This window comes from Sphingomonas sp. AP4-R1, from assembly GCF_013113735.1.
Taxonomy (GTDB): Bacteria; Pseudomonadota; Alphaproteobacteria; order Sphingomonadales; family Sphingomonadaceae; genus Sphingomonas_I.
The window spans coordinates 2,034,628-2,049,368 of sequence record NZ_CP053346.1; the positions used below are offsets into that span (position 1 = coordinate 2,034,628).

General features: G+C 67.0%; 16 protein-coding genes. 9 read left to right on the forward strand and 7 right to left on the reverse strand.

Annotation, left to right across the window (positions count from 1 at the left end):
- The first annotated feature begins 17 nt into the window (after window positions 1-17).
- Entirely contained in the window at window positions 18-203 is a 186-nt protein-coding gene (locus HL653_RS09595; protein WP_171744333.1) for a hypothetical protein, read from the forward strand.
- A gap of 467 nt (window positions 204-670) precedes the next feature.
- Here the strand turns inward: HL653_RS09595 and HL653_RS09600 are convergent, their stop codons facing one another.
- The gene (locus HL653_RS09600) at window positions 671-961 is read right to left on the reverse strand and encodes a hypothetical protein (RefSeq protein WP_171744334.1); all 291 of its coding nucleotides are present in this window, start codon (window positions 959-961) and stop codon (window positions 671-673) included.
- A gap of 151 nt (window positions 962-1,112) precedes the next feature.
- On the reverse strand, window positions 1,113-1,811 hold the full coding sequence (locus tag HL653_RS09605; RefSeq protein ID WP_171744335.1) for a helix-turn-helix transcriptional regulator: 699 nt from the start codon (window positions 1,809-1,811) through the stop codon (window positions 1,113-1,115).
- Window positions 1,812-1,920: 109 nt separating this feature from the next.
- On the opposite strand from HL653_RS09605, the gene HL653_RS09610 reads away from it, so the two are divergent.
- From HL653_RS09610 to HL653_RS09620, 3 genes are all read left to right on the forward strand, one after another.
- Window positions 1,921-2,106 (forward strand): hypothetical protein, encoded by a 186-nt coding sequence (locus HL653_RS09610; RefSeq protein WP_171744336.1) that lies wholly within the window; start codon window positions 1,921-1,923, stop codon window positions 2,104-2,106.
- The gene (locus tag HL653_RS09615; RefSeq protein WP_171744337.1) at window positions 2,103-2,426 is read left to right on the forward strand and encodes a hypothetical protein; all 324 of its coding nucleotides are present in this window, start codon (window positions 2,103-2,105) and stop codon (window positions 2,424-2,426) included. The genes HL653_RS09610 and HL653_RS09615 overlap by 4 nt, the downstream gene beginning before the upstream one ends.
- Window positions 2,427-2,549: 123 nt before the next feature.
- Window positions 2,550-3,584, forward strand: a complete 1,035-nt coding sequence (locus HL653_RS09620) for a DNA topoisomerase IB (protein WP_171744338.1) — start codon at window positions 2,550-2,552, stop codon at window positions 3,582-3,584.
- 130 nt (window positions 3,585-3,714) lie between these two features.
- On the opposite strand, the gene HL653_RS09625 is transcribed toward HL653_RS09620, so the two are convergent.
- On the reverse strand, window positions 3,715-4,953 hold the full coding sequence (locus HL653_RS09625; protein WP_171744339.1) for a polyhydroxyalkanoate depolymerase: 1,239 nt from the start codon (window positions 4,951-4,953) through the stop codon (window positions 3,715-3,717).
- Window positions 4,954-5,111: 158 nt separating this feature from the next.
- Here HL653_RS09625 and HL653_RS09630 point away from each other — a divergent pair, with 158 nt between their 5' ends.
- The 3 genes from HL653_RS09630 (at window position 5,112) to HL653_RS09640 (ending at window position 8,271) form a co-directional block, all read left to right on the forward strand.
- A complete protein-coding gene (locus HL653_RS09630) occupies window positions 5,112-6,899 on the forward strand; it encodes an ABC transporter transmembrane domain-containing protein (RefSeq protein ID WP_171744340.1) in 1,788 nt (595 codons plus the stop codon).
- A complete protein-coding gene (locus HL653_RS09635; protein ID WP_171744341.1) occupies window positions 6,896-7,282 on the forward strand; it encodes a DUF1801 domain-containing protein in 387 nt (128 codons plus the stop codon). The genes HL653_RS09630 and HL653_RS09635 overlap by 4 nt, the downstream gene beginning before the upstream one ends.
- 536 nt (window positions 7,283-7,818) lie before the next feature.
- Window positions 7,819-8,271 (forward strand): hypothetical protein, encoded by a 453-nt coding sequence (locus HL653_RS09640; protein WP_171744342.1) that lies wholly within the window; start codon window positions 7,819-7,821, stop codon window positions 8,269-8,271.
- Between the two features lie 30 nt (window positions 8,272-8,301).
- On the opposite strand, the gene HL653_RS09645 is transcribed toward HL653_RS09640, so the two are convergent.
- The gene (locus HL653_RS09645) at window positions 8,302-9,492 is read right to left on the reverse strand and encodes a LysR family transcriptional regulator (protein WP_171744343.1); all 1,191 of its coding nucleotides are present in this window, start codon (window positions 9,490-9,492) and stop codon (window positions 8,302-8,304) included.
- Window positions 9,493-9,601: 109 nt separating this feature from the next.
- Between HL653_RS09645 and HL653_RS09650 the strand changes: the two genes are divergently transcribed.
- A complete protein-coding gene (locus HL653_RS09650; RefSeq protein ID WP_253717815.1) occupies window positions 9,602-11,473 on the forward strand; it encodes a phosphoenolpyruvate carboxykinase (GTP) in 1,872 nt (623 codons plus the stop codon).
- A gap of 338 nt (window positions 11,474-11,811) precedes the next feature.
- On the opposite strand, the gene HL653_RS09655 is transcribed toward HL653_RS09650, so the two are convergent.
- On the reverse strand, window positions 11,812-12,210 hold the full coding sequence (locus HL653_RS09655) for a hypothetical protein (protein WP_171744344.1): 399 nt from the start codon (window positions 12,208-12,210) through the stop codon (window positions 11,812-11,814).
- Between the two features lie 280 nt (window positions 12,211-12,490).
- Between HL653_RS09655 and HL653_RS09660 the strand changes: the two genes are divergently transcribed.
- Window positions 12,491-12,739, forward strand: a complete 249-nt coding sequence (locus tag HL653_RS09660) for a hypothetical protein (protein WP_171744345.1) — start codon at window positions 12,491-12,493, stop codon at window positions 12,737-12,739.
- On the opposite strand, the gene HL653_RS09665 is transcribed toward HL653_RS09660, so the two are convergent.
- Window positions 12,681-13,778, reverse strand: a complete 1,098-nt coding sequence (locus HL653_RS09665; RefSeq protein ID WP_171744346.1) for a sensor histidine kinase — start codon at window positions 13,776-13,778, stop codon at window positions 12,681-12,683. The genes HL653_RS09660 and HL653_RS09665 overlap by 59 nt on opposite strands.
- Window positions 13,779-14,007: 229 nt before the next feature.
- On the reverse strand, window positions 14,008-14,736 hold the full coding sequence (locus tag HL653_RS09670) for a tetratricopeptide repeat protein (protein ID WP_171744347.1): 729 nt from the start codon (window positions 14,734-14,736) through the stop codon (window positions 14,008-14,010).
- Between the last annotated feature and the right edge of the window lie 5 nt (window positions 14,737-14,741).

The following is a 14,741-nucleotide window of genomic DNA, read 5'->3' on the forward strand; positions in this document are numbered from 1 at the left end:
ACAATGAGCGAGGAACGATGAGCGACCGAAACGAACCGGCTCCCGCCGCGGCGGGCGTGCTGCTGGCGATCGCCATCCTGGCGGGCACCACGATCGGCATGTTTTGGGGCGAGCCCTCGGCCGGCGTGGTCGGCGGTGTCGCCGTGGGTGCGGTGGCGGCGCTGCTGTTCTGGCTGCGCGACCGGAAGCGCACGGGGCGCTAGGAGGCGGGCGGGCTAGGGTTGCTCGACATTCAGCGATTGGAAACGGCTGCTTTCGAGAAAGCGTCACCCTGAACTCGTTTGGCGCATGTCCCGTTCGGACATGGAGCTTCGTCATGCCGGACCCTTCGGCAGGCTCAGGACAGGCTTGTTCCGGCATCCACCCGTCTGCGCGCGCCTTGGTCCGCTGTACGTGTCGCCCGGTGGACCCCGGAACAAGTCCGGGGTGACGGGCACGTGTTCGAACGGGATACCCATCAACTCGTTTCAGGGCCCATGACCCGACCGTCGAACCAGGCCGATCCGTCAGGTCATGGATGCTGAAACGAGTTCAGCATGACAGTCTGGAATGATGCCCAGCCCAGTCTTTCACATTATCCGACTGTCGATCCGTCCTAGACGGCGGGCGGCCTAGCCGTTCCTCACGTCCGGCGCGACGGACGCGTCAGCGGGGACATCCCCCTGCTTGCTTACATGCGGCATCGATTGCGGGAAACGATCCCGCGGCCCGTGGGCTTGGAGCCGACAATCTCGCACGCTTTCTGGCGAATATAGGCCGCATGCGCCGGGGTCAGCGTGCCATTGTCCTGCTCCAGCAAGGCGGTGGCCTCGGCCCGCAGCGCGACGGCGCGCTCATATTTCGCCTGCTTCATGGACGGCGTCTCGTCGAGGCCGGTCGTCATGGCGGGCAGCGGAGAATAAGGCTCGGCATGCGCCGCGACGCCGGTGAGCGCGATCAGGCAGATGGCGACAATTTTCATGGCGCAGGCTCCGATAGGGTGGGTGCGGTCCAGCAAATCCCGTTGTTATTTCTATGCTTCCCCGCATCGGGATCAAGGCGGGCCCGCGTCATAAGCATCCGTTTCCGTCGTTCCTCGCAAACGACTATGCTTCATCGCCTCCTTATCGTCCCTACCGCACCCGTCCTCCCGCCCAGAGCACGCGGCCCACGATGCGGATGCGGCTGCGGTCGGCGTCGGGCCAGCTCTGGTGGGCGGGATTGTCGCTGAGGATGGCGAGGCCGCCGTCGGGGCGCAGCACCAGCCGCTTCACCATCAACGCCTCCTCGTTGCGGAGGACATAGACGCCGTCGCGCAGCCGCTCGGCTCCGTCGTGCGTGTCGACGAGGATGTCGTCGCCGTCGGCCAGCAGGGGCAGCATGGAATCGCCTGCCACCCGGATCACCGAGAGGCCGGAGGGATCGCCCACGCCCAGCTCGCGCAACTGCCCCGGCGCGAAATGGATCGCGCGGGCCGAGCCTGCGCCGTCCTCCTCCAGCGATCCGGGCCCGGCCGAGGCGCCCAGCGCGTGGCGCGGCACCGCCACGATCGCCGCGTCGCGCACCTGCTCGCGCGGGGCATCGGCGGGGATGGCGCGCGGGCGCTCGGCCGGGCCGCCCAGCGCCTCTTCGGCCACGCGGAAATAGCGGGCGAGCGCGCGCCGATCCTCCTCGGCCAGCCGGCGCGGCGTGCCGCGCTTCACATATTGCTGGATATAGGCGGGGTTGCGCCCCAGCATCCGCGACAGGCCCGCATAATCCTCGCGCCGTTCCTCGATCAAAGCCGCCAGCGCCGCGCGCGCATCGATCGCCGCATCTCCCGTCATGGCCATCCTCGCGCCTGATCCGATCGGATCGTCCAAAATCGATAGGAAAAATCCTAGACATGTAGGATTTGACCTGCAAGCAGAACATAGCAGGAACAAACGAGGAGGGCGAATCATGTATCTGCTGCGTCTGATCAATCGGCATCTGGAGCGGACCCGCATGCCGGAAACCCTGTTCGGCCGGACGGTGGTGAACGATCCGCGCTTCGTGAGCGACCTGCGCAACGGGCGCGAGCCGGGGCCGCGCGTCACCGCGAAGGTCTGCACCTACATCGCCGACGCGCAGGAACGGGGCCGATGAGCGGCCGCAGCCGGGAGAGGCGCATGCGCGGCAATGCCCGCGACGCGCTGGTGGAGGCGCTGGCGGCGCGCGGCGGGGACGGGGCCGTCGTCCGCGCCCGGCCCAGCCATGACTGGGCGAGCGCGACCTTCGCGGGCGCGCGCCACCGGCTGGAGATCCGCCTGCCGGCCGAGGCGGCGGACGCGTTCGCGCGGGGGCTGGGCGAGGCCGAGTTCAGCCTGCGCGGCCATTTGCTGGCCGACATCGCCATCGTCGATCGTGGAGCGGCTGATGGCGAGGTGCTGCTGGAGGTGGAGGCGCTGACGATCGAGGAGAGTTGAGATGCGGTCGGGAGGGGGCGACCTCCCAAGACCCTTGGGCATCGACGGGCCTGCCGAAGTCTCTGAGGCGGCTCCGCAATCCGGCCGGTGGAACCGCGCGGCGCTCCCTCCCGTTTCGCCGCCATGTCAGATGCGGAACGACCGACGATCCTGTGCTATGTCGACGATGCGCTGCCGGGGATCACGCGCCGGAAGGCCGGACGCGGCTGGGCCTATGCCGATCCCAAGGGCAAGCGCATCACCCAACGCGACGAGATCGATCGGCTGAACGCCATCGCCTTGCCGCCGGCCTATGTCGATGCGTGGTTCTGCCCCAGCCCGCACGGCCATATCCAGGCGACCGGCATCGACGATCGCGGCCGCAAGCAATATCGCTATCACGCCGCCTTCCGCGCCCAGCAGGACGCGCAGAAATATGAGCGCTGCGCCGATTTCGGCCGCGCGCTGCCCTTGCTCCGGGCGCGGGTGGCGGAGGATCTGGCGTCGCGGAAGCTGGACCGGGCGACGGTGGTGGCCGCCGTGGTGCTCCTGCTGGATCTCGGCCACATCCGCGTCGGCAACGAGGCTTATGCCAAGGAGAATAAGAGCTTCGGCGCCACCACGCTGCGCAATCGGCATGCGAAGGTGAGCGGCGCGAAGCTGCGGCTGGAATATAAGGGCAAATCCGGCAAGGTGCAGCGGCTGTCGATCGAGGATCGCCGCCTCGCCGCGATCGTGCGGCGGACGCAGGATCTGCCGGGCCAGCATCTGTTCGCCTATGTGGGCGAGGATGGCGTGCCCCATCCGGTCGGCTCGTCCGAGGTGAACGACTATATCCGCGAGGCGATGGGCGGCGATTTCACCGCCAAGCATTTCCGCACCTGGAGCGCCAGCCTGCTCGCGTTCGAGCATATTCTGACGGCGGCCAGATCGGGCAAGCTGTCGCTCAAGCCGATGCTGGAGGAGGTGGCGGCGGCGCTGGGCAACACGCCCGCGATCAGCCGCAAATCCTATGTCCATCCCGCGCTTATCGAACTGTGCCGCGAGGGAAAGTGCGAGGATTGCTGCGCGCTGCGATTGCCGCGCGCGACCAAATATATGACGGGCGCCGAACGCGCGCTTATCTGCTTCCTCGACGAGGTGGCGGCCAGCGCGAACCGTCAGGCGGAGGCCGCCTGACGGCAGTTCCGGTCGAGGTTGAGGCGGGCCGCTCCTCTCAAGGATCATGGCCCGACCGTCGCGCTGGAAAGCTCCGGTCGGGTCATGGATGCTGAAACAAGTTCAGCATGACGGTTTAAACGATCGAGCCTCAGGCCTTCTTGGCGCGGGCGTCGGCGTCGAGGATGAACTTCTCCACCACCGGCGCGATTTCGGTGCGCCAGCGGCGGCCGTTGAAGATGCCGTAATGGCCGACCTTCGGCGCCATATAATAAGTCTTGTAGGCGTCGGGCAGATTGGTCGCGAGCGTCAGCGCCGCCTTGGTCTGGCCAAGGCCGGAAATATCGTCCCGCTCGCCTTCCACCGCGAGCAAAGCGATGTCCTTGATCGCGCCCGGATCGACGCGGTCGTCCCGGTGCATCATCTCGCCCTTGGGCAGCAGATGGCTCTGGAAGACGGTGTCGATCGTCTGGAGATAGAATTCGGCGGTCATGTCGCAGACCGAGCGATATTCCTCGTAGAAGGCCTTGGTGGACTCGGCATGTTCGTCGTCGCCGTCGACCAGATGCTTGAACATCTGCCAGTGGCTGACGAGGTGGTTGCCGAAGTTCATCGCCATGAAGCCGGTGAGCTGGAGGAAGCCCGGATAGACCTTGCGCCCGCCGCCGGGGTGGAACCACGGCACCGTCTGGATCACATTCTGCTCGAACCAGCTGAACGGGCGCTGAGTGGCGACGGTGTTCACCGCCGTCGGCGCCTCCCGCGTGTCGATCGGTCCGCCCATCATCGTGATCGAGCGCGGGCGGGCATGATGCTTTTCGGCGGCCATCAGGGCCGCGGCCGCATAGACGGGCACGGCGGGCTGGCACACGGCCAGCACATGCGTGCCGGGGCCGATATGGTCGAGGAAATCGACCACGTAATCGATATAATCGTCGAGATCGAAGGAGCCGAAGGCGAGCGGCACCTGCCGCGCATCGGCCCAGTCGGTGATCCAGACGTCATGGCCGGGCAGCATCCGCTCGACCGTGCCGCGCAGGAGCGTGGCATAGTGGCCGGACATCGGCGCCACGATCAGCAGCTTGGGCTGATCCTTGGGGGCGCGGGTGCGCGTGAAATGGATGAGCTGGCCGAACGGCTTCACCGCCTCGATCTTCTCGGTGACCTTCACGGTCTTGCCGTCGATCTCGGTCGTGGCCAGCCCGAAGGCGGGCTTGCCGTAGGTCGCCGATGCATGGGCGAACACATCGAGCCCGGAGGCGACGATGGGCGTGAAGGGGGACTGCGAGAACGGATTGGACGGATTCGTCATCCAGTCCGAGCTCGCGCCTGCCAGCGCGCTCGCGCTTGCAAGAAAGCTCCGCTGAAGTTCGTAGGCCTCGTACAACACGCGTTTCGTCTCCTGAATCCGCGGAAATGTGGGATCGTCCTTGCTGCAATGCAATATATAACGACCTCACATGTATCCCGGCATAACAGCACACAGATATTAACGACCTGGCATGGCCATCGATTGAGCGGCCTTCGCGGCGCTGCTACTAGCGCGTGATGGCACGATCGACCGACATCCCAGCGAATGAGAAACGCCGCTTGGGCGAACTCGGGCTCATTTGGGGAATAGCCGCCAAATATCCCGGCCGGATCGCCTCTGCGCTGGCGGCGCTCGTCATCTCCTCGGCGGCGACGCTGGGCATCCCCTACGGCTTCCAGCGCGTGATCGATCGCGGCTTCGTGGCGAGCGGCGGATCGGCCCAGCATGTGGCGACCAGCTTCCACTATCTGCTGATGATCGTGGCGGTGCTGGCGATCGCGACGGCTTTGCGCTTCTACTTCGTCTCCTGGCTGGGCGAGCGCGTGATCGCGGACGTGCGGCGCGCGGTGCAGGCCAATCTGCTGACGCTGAGCCCGCGTTATTTCGAGGAAAACCGCCCCTCCGAAATCGCCTCGCGCATGACCTCCGACACGGCCCTGATCGAGCAGATCGTGGGCTCCAGCGTCTCGATCGCGCTGCGCAACCTGTTCATCGGCGCGGGCGGCATCGTCTATATGTTCATCCTCTCGCCCAAGCTGGCGGGGATGCTGCTGCTGGTGATCCCGGTGGCGGTGGTGCCGATCGTGGTGTTCGGGCGGCAGGTGCGGACGCGATCGCGCGCCTCGCAGGACCGGATCGCCGATATCGGCTCCACCATTTCGGAGACGCTGGGCGCGATGAAGATCGTGCAGGGCTTCAACCAGGAATCGCGCGAGCGCCGCCGCTTCGCCGACGTGGTGGAGCGCGCCTTCGCCGCTTCCCGCACGCGCATCATCATCCGCGCGATCATGACGGCGGTGGTGATCGGCCTGATCTTCGGATCGATCACTCTGGTCCTCCAGCAGGGTGCGGTGGACGTGGCCTCGGGCCGGATGTCCGGCGGCGCGATCTTCGCTTTCGTGGTGACGGCGGGCCTCGTCGCGGGTGCGCTGGGCGCGCTGACCGAGGTGTATGGCGATCTACTGCGCGGTGCGGGTGCGGCCAGCCGGCTGCACGAGCTGCTGTCCGAAAGGGCCGAGATCGCGGCGCCCGCCAAGCCGCAGGCGCTGCCGCTGCCGCCGCGCGGCGGTCTGTCGTTCGATCATGTCGAGTTCCGCTATCCGACGCGGCCCGAGCCGGCTGCGCTCCACGATTTCAGCCTGACGATCGAGCCGGGCGAGACGGTCGCGATCGTCGGCCCCTCGGGCGCGGGCAAGTCGACCTTGTTCCAGCTCGCCCAGCGTTTCTACGATCCCACCTCCGGTACGGTGCGGATGGACGGCGTGGCGCTGACGCAGGCCAACCCGGCCGACATCCGCGCGCGCATCGCCACCGTGCCGCAGGATACGGTGATCTTCGGCGCCTCGGCCCGCGACAATCTGCGCTACGGTCGCTGGGATGCGGACGACGCGGCGATCTGGGCGGCGGCCGAGAGCGCCAATGCGGCGGGCTTCCTCAGCGAGCTGCCGGACGGGCTCGACACCTTCATGGGCGAGGGCGGCGCGCGGCTTTCGGGCGGCCAGCGCCAGCGCGTGGCGATCGCGCGGGCGCTGCTGCGCGATGCGCCGATCCTGTTGCTGGACGAGGCGACCTCCGCGCTGGATGCCGAGAGCGAGCAGCTGGTGCAGCGCGCGCTGGAGCGGCTGATGACGGGGCGCACCACGATCGTGATCGCGCACCGCCTCGCCACCGTCCGCATGGCCGACCGGATCGTCGTGATGGACAAGGGCCGGATCGTCGAGGAAGGGCGCCACGACGCGCTCGTCGCGCGCGGCGGGCTCTATGCGCGCCTCGCCAAGCTGCAGTTCGACAGCGAGGCGGCATGAGCGCGGCGGACGGGGCCTCTCCGTCCGCACTGATCGACGCGCGTATCGCGGAACTGGGCGACTGGCGTGGCGAGACGCTCGCCCGTATCCGCGCGCTGATCCACGAGGCGCTGCCCGATGTGACCGAGGCGTGGAAATGGCGCGGCGTGCCCACCTGGGAGCGCGGCGGCATCCTCTGCACGGGCGAGACCTACAAGGCGGTGGTGAAGATGACCTTCGCCAAGGGGGCTTCGCTGGCGGACCCGGCGCGGCTGTTCAATGCGAGCCTCGACGGCAATGCGCGGCGCGCGATCGACTGGCGCGAGGGCGATGTGATCGACGCGGTGGCACTGAAGGCGCTGATCCGCGCGGCGGCGGCGCTGAACGAGACGAAGGCCCGCTGAGGGGCGGGTGGGGCGACTGGGTGTTTCGTCATTGCGAGGGCAGAGGAGCAATCTGGCGGTGCGACTGGATCGCCATGGCGCTGCGCGCCTCGCGATGACGAGCGGTGGGTTCGGGCGGGCATCCGAACCCCGAAAGTCACACGAAAGTCTCGCCTCTAAACGCGCGCGACGCGCTCGCGTGGGCGCACGCGCGCACGTGAGGGATGATCTGCGCGAGTAGCGCGCAGGGACCGAGTGGGCAGCATTTGGGGCATGGCGTCCGACTCCATCGACCGGGGTGGACAGACCAAGTCTCACACGAAATCTTACATTGCAAAGGGGGATTTTAGGGAGCGGGGTGCGCCGCCGGGGGCCTTCCGCGCCTTCCGTCACCCCGGACTTGATCCGGGTTCCCACTGCCTTTGTCGTTGGCGGAAGAAAAGGAAGAAGCGGGATCCCGGATCAAGTCCGGGATGACGGGAGAGGGAACGGCAGCTATCGCCCCCTTGCGGACATTCAGTTTTCCATGAACCATGCCTTTCGGCAGGGGGAGGTGGATGCAGCGGCAAGGAACGACGCGAGGTATTGCGCTGGCGGTTTTAGTTGCGGCTGCTGTCGCAGGCTCCCTTGTTGTTCTTGGAGTGCGACCGGACAGCATCGCAAGCCATTATCGCGACACGCTAAGTTCAGCTGGCTTCGTCGTTTGGTTATCCGGATTAATGGTAGCCACGCTGTGCCCGCCTCTCGTAGCGATAGCCTGCCGGTTCGGCTCAAAAAAGATGCGCCACGGCTGGCTTCTTCATATCCTTCTCTTGCCCGTCACCTATGCAGTAGTGATAGGGTCGGTTAAGGTCATGCTACTGGCCGCAAATGAACCGGATCGCGATAGTTTAACTGGATGGGCTACTGATCCCGCAGCGATGCTGATGCTGCTTTGTCCGTTAGTGTATTTCGTCGCGCTTGGTTTCACGAAGCTGCGTAACCGAACCGGGTCAGCGAACGTCCGCTAACCACCAAAAGCCGACACATCGCTACAAGCCCTAACCCGGCATCGCCTCGCGCCCCGTGCGCCTCAGCGCGACCATGAAGGCTTCCTGCAGCTTCGTCGGAAACCAGTCGCGCCGCGTGATCGCGCCGATCGTGCGCATCGTATCGGGGACGGCGGATTCGATGCGGACGAGCGTGCCGGCCTCGATCTCGGATCGCACCTGATCGGTGGAGAGCAACGTCAGGAAATCGGTGCGGAGCAGAAGCCCGCGGATCAGCGCGACCGAGCCGCACTGGATCGGCGCCTCGGGGCGTGGCTTGCCCGTGCGATCGAACATCTGCTGCCAGCGATCGAGCAGGCCCGAGGCGCGGCGCGCGACGATCCACGAATAGTCCGCCAGCTGTTCGAAATCGGCGAAGTGGCCCGCCAGCGGATGTTCGGCGCGGCCGATGATCGTGAGGCGATCGGTGAAGAGCGGCTCCTGCGTCAGGTCGCGGCCCGGCGCGTCGCGCAGCGCGCCGATCAGGATGTCGATCTTGCCCGCCCGCAGCAATTCGACCAGTTCGAGGAACGATCCCTCGACCACGTCGACGCGGATGTGCGGGCGCTCCAGCAGCAATTCGGCGAGCGTGGCGGGCAGGAGCTGCGAGCGGGACAGCGCCATCGCGCCGATCGAGAGGCGGCCGCCGCCGTCGGTCGTCTCCTCGATCGCGGCGCCCAGTTCGGTGACGGCGATGGTGAAGCCGCGCGCCAGCTTCAGCCCCGCGCGCGTGAGGCCCACGCCGCGCCCGCGCCGCTCGACCAGGACGGTGCCCGACAATTTCTCCAGATCGCGCACGGCGCGGTGGAGCGAGGGAACGGAGACGCCCGCCTCGTCCGCCGCGCGCAGGAAGCTGCCCGCCTCGGCCAGCGCCATCAGGCCGCGAACGTGCGCCATCGTCAGGTAGTTTTCGAACTGGCTGACGGGCGCGGTGCGCGCGAAACGGCGGCAGGCGAGCGCGAAGCTTTTCAGCGCGCGATCCACACGCTGCAGCACCCGCCGGCCGCTCGTGGTGGGGACGACGCCCGCCGTGGTGCGATCGAACAGGGCCGTGCCGAATGCGCTCTCCAGCTTGGCGAGCGCCTGCGTGAGTGCGGGCTGGGAGATGGAGGCGGCCTTGGCGGCGGCGCTCAGGCTGCCGTTTTCCGCGATAATCGCCAGCATCCGCAGGTGCCGCAGATTGAGGTCATATGTGTCGGCCATGCATCACGTTTAGCCCAGGCTTATAGCTTTCCGATAAACATATTTGTGGGCGATGCACGGGCGGAATAGCTCAATGCCAGAATCGGATCCTGGAGAGGGAGACAACGATATGCTTATGCAGCCGGCTGACGAGCGGAAAAGCGCCGTCGACGGAGCCCCCACGGCGCACCGCGCGCTGCTGGATTGGGTGGAGGACATCGCCGCACAGGTGCAGCCGGATGCGGTGCGTTGGTGTGACGGTTCCGAGGCGGAATGGAACGAATTAACCGCTCAGCTGGTGGATGCCGGTACTTTGGTGCGGCTGGACCCCGCCAAGCGCCCGAATTCTTTCTATGCCCGCTCCGATCCGCGCGATGTCGCGCGCGTCGAAAGCCGGACCTTTATTTGCTCCGATTCGGAAAATGACGCTGGTCCGACCAATAATTGGGCCGAGCCGGGCGAGATGCGCGCGCGGCTGGACGGCCTGTTCGACGGCACGATGAAGGGCCGCACGATGTATGTCGTGCCGTTCTGCATGGGCCCGCTGGGATCGGACAAGAGCATCATCGGCGTGGAAATCACCGACAGCCCCTATGTCGTCCTTTCCATGAGGATTATGACCCGCATGGGCGCGCCCGTGCTGGCCGAACTGGGCGACGACGGCTTCTTCATCCGCTGCGTCCACTCGGTGGGCATGCCGCTTGTGGACGGCGTGCAGGATGTCGCCTGGCCGTCCAACGACGAGAAGTGGATCGTCCATTATCCGGAGACGCGCGAAATCTGGTCCTACGGATCGGGCTATGGCGGCAATGCCCTGCTCGGCAAGAAATGCGTCGCGCTCCGCATCGCGAGTGCGATGGCGCGCGACGACGGCTGGCTCGCCGAACACATGCTGATCCTGAAGCTGACCAGCCCGGAAGGCCTCAGCCACTATATTGCAGCTGCGTTCCCCAGCGCCTGTGGCAAGACCAATCTGGCCATGCTGGAGCCCACCATCCCCGGCTGGAAGGCCGAGACGGTGGGCGACGATATCGCTTGGATGCGCTTCGGCAAGGATGGTCGCCTCTATGCGATCAACCCGGAAGCGGGCTTCTTCGGCGTGGCGCCGGGCACCGGCCCGTCCACGAACAAGAATGCGATCGATACGCTCCACGGCAATTGCATCTTCACGAACACCGCGCTGACGGCGGATGGCGACGTGTGGTGGGAAGGCCTCACCAAGACGCCGCCCGAAGGCCTGACCGACTGGACCGGCCAGCCTTATGATCCGGCCAGCGGCAAGCCGGCGGCGCATCCCAATGCGCGCTTCGCCGTGCCTGCCGCGCAATGCCCGGCCATTGCCAGCGAGTGGGATTCGCCCGAAGGCGTGCCGATCTCGGCGATCCTGTTCGGTGGGCGTCGCGCGAGCGCGGTGCCGCTGGTGACGGAAGCGCTCGATTGGGATCATGGCGTGTACATGGCCGCGAACATCGCCTCTGAAGGCACGGCGGCGGCCGAGAACAAGGTGGGAGAACTGCGCCGCGATCCCTTCGCGATGCTGCCTTTCTGCGGCTATCACATGGCCGATTATTTCAGCCATTGGGTGCGGATCGGCGCCTCGGCCGCGTCCGATCCGGGCGCGCTGCCCAAGCTGTTCCTCGTGAACTGGTTCCGCAAGGACAAGGACGGCAAGTTCGTGTGGCCGGGCTTCGGCGACAATGCGCGCGTGCTGAAATGGATCGCCGAGCGGATCGAGGGCAAGGCGGATGCCGAGGCCACGCCGATCGGCCTGCTGCCCACCGAAGGCTCGCTGGATCTGTCGGGTCTGTCGCTCACGGACGATCAGCTGGCGACCCTGCTGTCGGTGGATACCGAGATCTGGGCGGACGAGGCCGCGCGCAACCGCGCCTATTTCGACAGCTTCGGCGATCGGCTGCCGCCTGCGCTGCGACGCCAGCAGGCGGCGCTGGAGGAGCGGATCGCGGAAGCCGCCGATGCGGGCAAGGTGGCGGAGCCGGCCTGAGAGCGAAGCGGTGGAGCCGGTCTGAGAATCGGGACCGGCCCCGACCCGTCCGTGCTGAATCTGTCGAAGCGTTGGCGAGCGGTGTCGTATTCGCGACACGTCCTTCGACAGGCTCGGAGCGAACGGAAAATGGGAGGCACCTGGGGCCCCTTAGGTCAGCCTTTCAGCTGAAGAGGTCCCCCGGGTGGTATTCCGGCTCGAACGGAGAAGGGCTCGGCGCCGATGGTGCCGGGCCCTTTCGCGCGGGGGCGTGGCGAGGCGCAGGGCAGGCCGTTCGTCAGGGCCGCATGCGGAACGCGCGCTGGGGGAGGCGGGCGACGAGGCCCGCGATCCGCGCGTCAGCCCAGTGCCAGCGTGATCGCTTCGTGCAAGGCGGCGGCGCTCAGGCCACCGGCGCGCAGCTCTTCGCCCAGATCGTGGACGCGGCGATCGTCACGGCGCATCATCGCAGCGAACAGGCGGAGCTTTTCCAGCCGGTCGTCCGCCAGCGGCATCACCCCTCTGATGCCCACGAAGCCGGCCAGCGCGGCCATCAGCCTGCGCCCGGCGCGCCCGCCCACCAGGCCCGCGTCCCAGCCGAAGCGGAAAGCGTCGTCGCGGCCGATCTCGACCGCCTGACGCTCGGCCGTCGTCAGCCCGGCTTCGTGCGCGACCAATCGCAGATGCGCGCGCGTCGTCCCTGCGGACTGCGGATCATTGGCGGGAAGACGCGACGGGACGGGAGCTGGAACGGCCATGATGTCATTGCTCGTTGCGCCGATTCCGGCATGGAATCAACGGGGCGCCTCTACAGTTCGCCGCATCGCAGCGCGCGTCATGCTCTGCCAACGTGCCGTCTCCTGCGACGAACATGTCGCGCGCGACCAACGATGCGCATCCGGGGACGAGCCCGTGCCGCTCGGGTTCGCCGCTCGGGAGGCCGCGCTTGCAGCATGATGCGCGCGCTGCGCCGCCGCCCGGGCGATCACCGCCGGGCAATGCCGGGGTGGGGCCGTGGCAGGCGGTGAAGGAGGTGGAATGGACCCGACGAGACGTGCCGGCGGCAGGAAGCGGATGCAGAACTGGAGCCGGAACCAGCAGGCGATCACGCCGGAGCGGCGGACGATGATCGCGACGATGATGTTCGCGGCGCCGCTTGCGGGCCTGCTGGCGGCGGTGGCCGCGCTCTATGCGGACAGCGGCCTGCTCGGCATCCTCGTCGCCGCGCTCAGCTTCGTGCTGCTCTCGGTCGTGATGGTGCCGCCACCGGGGGGAGCGGCAGGCTGACCGTGGCGACATAGCCGTCCGGACCGCGCTCCGTGGTGAGCGAGGCGGCATCGCCATAGCGCGCGGCAAGGCGCTGGCCGATATTCTCCGCGCCGATGCCGAAACCGGGCGGGGTGGCGGCCAGCGGATCCGCGCGCGCATCGTCGCACACGCATATGCACAGCCGATCCTCCACCGCCTCCGCGATCACGCGCACCATGACCGGCCGGATCGATCGCGCCACGCCATATTTGACCGCATTCTCCACCAGCGGCTGAAGGATGTAATTGGGCACGGCGATGCGCGCGAGCGGGGCCGGGCAATGCAGATCGACGGCCATGCGATCGCCGAAGCGCACCGCCTCGATATCCAGGTAGGTTTCGGCGGTGGCGAATTCCTCTTCCAGCGGAACGAGGCCGCTGGGATCGGCTTCCAGCGACTGGCGCAGGAATTCGGCGAGCCGCTCGATCATCTCCTCCGCATCGTCATAGCGGCGCGTGACGATCAGGCTCGAGATGGAATTGAGCGTGTTGAACACGAAATGGGGATTGAGCTGGAGGCGCAGCGCCACCGTCCTCGCCTCCGCCATCGCCGCCTCCGCACGGGCGAGATCGAGCCTCTGTTCGGACGAGCGGCGCGCCTCCACCACGAACACCAGCAGTGCCGCATTCGCCATGCTGAGATAGACGTGGTTGAGGAAATTGGAGGCGAAGCGCGTCCGCATCAGATCGACATAAGCGAGATCGAGCGCGGGGATCACGCCCAGCATCCGGTTCTCGACGAGGTTGATCAGCGACTGGACGAAGGCGACCACCAGCACGCAGGCGGCCAGAACGGCCGAGCGCCGCACGACCGGCCAGCCCGCCGTGGCCAGCGCCAGCGGATAGAGCGTCTGCGCGACGAGCGCGATCAGCAGGATGGCGAGCAGGTCGAGGGGAAGATCGTCGATGAAGCCGGTGCGGCCGGCGATCAGCTCCGACACGCAATAGCTGCCGTAGACGAACAGGAACCAGATGGCGAAGGTCAGCACCAGCGCCTGCCGGAAACCCGTCCCTGTCATTGGCCCCTCCTTCCCCAAGACCTCATTGACCAGCCCGGGGATGCAGGCAAGCGGGGTGTGCGGTTTGGGAGGTTCCGGGATCGATCGAGAGCGGATTCTCATCCTCCCCCGCTAGGGGAGGTGGCGCCGAAGGCGACGGAGGGGGAGGTCAGCGGACGGCCCGCTTCCGCCCCCTCCGTCAGGCTAAAGCCTGACACCTCCCCCTGGCGGGGGAGGATGAGAGGGGTCGTCAGACGAAGCTATTCCGCACGAGCGCGCAGGAAAGGCCGGGCTGGTTTGTGCGCAGCCAGTCGCGCGCCTTGGCCATGAAGGCGGGGGTGGCGGTTTCGGGGATGCGGTCGAGCCACAGGACCGCGCCTGCGATATCGCCCCGATCGAGCAGCATGCGGGCATGGTTGAACATGCCGCGGAAATCGCCGGCCTCGGCCGAGCGGACATAGTGATCGGCGGCCAGGCCCATGTCGCGATCGACCACCCAGCCGTCCTCGTAATAATTGCCGATGATGTTGATCGATTTGGCGTGGCCCATCGCCGCCGCCTTGCGGAACAGATCGAGCGCTCCGGCACGATCCTCCGGCACGCCATTGCCCAGCGCCATCAGGCTGGCGAGATTGTACAGGCCCCAGTCCAGCCCGCGATCGGCGGCCGCCTTGTACCAGAGCGCGGCCGCCGCCTTGTCGATCGCGACGCCCTTGCCATGCTCGCAGCAGCGGCCGATCATGTTCATGGCCATGGCATCGCCGCCTTGCGCGGCCTTGTGGAACCACTCCAGCGCCTCGCGCGGATCGGCGGCCATGCCCTTGCCGTCCAGCGCGGCCTCGCCCAGCATCAGTTGCGCCTCGACCGATCCGGCCTCTGCGGCCACGCGCAGCACCGCCACCAGTCGTTCGGGCGAACCGGACACGGCCTGGCGCAGCGCGTCCGGATCCATCGCGTTGAGTTCGTCGAGCGTCATCATGTCTT